The organism is Streptomyces alkaliphilus (assembly GCF_014141535.1).
GTDB classification, from domain to species: domain Bacteria; phylum Actinomycetota; class Actinomycetes; order Streptomycetales; family Streptomycetaceae; genus Streptomyces; species Streptomyces alkaliphilus.
Window position 1 is genome coordinate 1 of record NZ_VKHT01001043.1, and the last position, 1,690, is coordinate 1,690.

Here is a 1,690-nt window from a genome sequence, read left to right on the forward strand (position 1 = left end):
GTCCCCGGCCCGCCCTTTCGCGGCGCTTGCGGGCCCGGTGGGCGGCGACGTTGGCGCGGGTGGCGCACCGGTCCGAGCAGTAGCGCTTGGAGCGGTTGGTCGAGGTGTCGATGTAGGCGTTGCGGCACGGCGCCGCCTCGCACAGCCCCAGGCGGTCCACCCCGAGGTCGGTGAGCTGGACGGCCAGTCCCATGCAGGCGATGGCGGCGTAGGCGGCGGTGGCGTTGGTGGGGTGCTCGGCCAGATGCAGGTGCCAGCGGGGCCGGCCGGCCTCGTCGAGGTAATCGTGGCCGGAGATCTGCGGGCTGACCGGGTACTCCATCAGCAGGGCGTTCAGCAGGTTCACCGCCCGGGTCTCCTCGCCCTCGGCGGCGGCGCCGAACACGGCCCGCAGGCGGGTCCGCACGCCGCGCAGTCGGGTGACGTCGGCCTCCACGACGCGTCGGGCGACGACGGGTTGGCTCGGCCCGAAGAGGGAGCGCACGGCCTCGACATCGGTGAGCCCGTCGGTGCCGCGTGCGGGTTGCTCGGTGTTCACCAGTCGCACCGCGAAGTCTGCGTAATAGGTCAGTTCCACTTGTGATCCTTACGCTGCCGGCCTAGGGTCTGCACTGTACTAGGTAAGGGGTACATGTCACATGCATCCCTTACCGCTGGTGTCCCGTGCGCCCGCACGGACCGGGAAGGGGAACGGCGATGACCGACTGGCAGGAGTGGCAGCGCAGCTGGGACCGGCAGCAGGAGTGGTACCTGCCCGACCGGGAGGAGCGGTTCCGGGTCATGCTGGACACCGTGGAGGCGCTGGTCGGTGATCGTCCCCGGGTGCTCGACCTGGCCTGCGGCACCGGCAGCATCACCGCCCGGGTTCTCAAGCGCTTCCCCGGGGCGACCACCGTCGGGGTGGACCTGGACCCCGCCCTGCTGGCCATCGCCCGGGGCACCTTCGAGGGGGAGGAGCGGACGACCTTCGTCACCGCCGACCTCCGGGACGCCGCATGGGTGGATCGGGTTCTCGCCGCCGGTGCAGGCGGTCCCTTCGACGCGGTGCTCACAACCACCGCCCTGCACTGGATGCGCACCGCCGATCTGCGGGTGCTCTACGAACGGCTGGCCGGCGGGGTGGTGCGGCCCGGCGGGGTCTTCCTCAACGCCGACCACATGCCCGACCCCGCCACGCCCCGCGTCAACGAGGCCGTTCACGCCCTCGACCGTGCCCGACGGGACCGGGAGAAGGCGGCCGGCACGCAGGACTGGGCCGACTGGTGGGCCGAGGTGGCCCGGGATCCGGAGCTGGCCGACGCGGCGGCGGAACGGTTCGGGATCTTCGGGGATCCGAGGCAGGGCGACCACTCCGACGGCGAGGTCCAGGCCCCCGGTGAGCACGCCGCGATCCTGCTCGGCGCCGGCTTCGTCGAGGCCCGCACGGTGTGGGCCTCCCCCTCCGACGCCATGGTGCTCGGCCTGCGCTGAGCGCCCGCGCCGCCGCCTCCGGCCCTTCGCCTCCGGCCGTCCCGACCGGGCCCGCCCCCGGCGGTCCGTTCCGGCGCCGGCGGTCACGGCGGCCGTCGGCGCCCGGAGAGGAGGAGACGGGCTCTTCCCGGCGACGGCCGACCGGCCCGGGGCCGTGGCCGCGCCGGCAGCCCGGCCGCGCGCCGCACGGCGGGCGGGGCCCGGACGCGGCGGTGGGGCC

At 74.5% G+C, this 1,690-nt stretch carries 2 protein-coding genes; one reads left to right on the forward strand and one right to left on the reverse strand.

Annotated features, from left to right (window positions below):
• Positions 1-577, reverse strand: a 577-nt coding sequence (locus tag FNQ90_RS22235) for a CGNR zinc finger domain-containing protein (protein WP_182607980.1), incomplete at its 3' end; no start/stop codon positions are given.
• Between the two features lie 119 nt (positions 578-696).
• Here FNQ90_RS22235 and FNQ90_RS22240 point away from each other — a divergent pair.
• The gene (locus FNQ90_RS22240) at positions 697-1,470 is read left to right on the forward strand and encodes a class I SAM-dependent methyltransferase (RefSeq protein WP_182607981.1); all 774 of its coding nucleotides are present in this window, start codon (positions 697-699) and stop codon (positions 1,468-1,470) included.
• The last annotated feature ends 220 nt before the right edge of the window (positions 1,471-1,690 follow it).

Coding starts and splice junctions, on each gene's coding strand:
- FNQ90_RS22240 (WP_182607981.1), top strand. CDS start 697: ATGACCGACTGGCAGGAGTGGCAGCGCAGCTGGGACCGGCAGCAGGAG.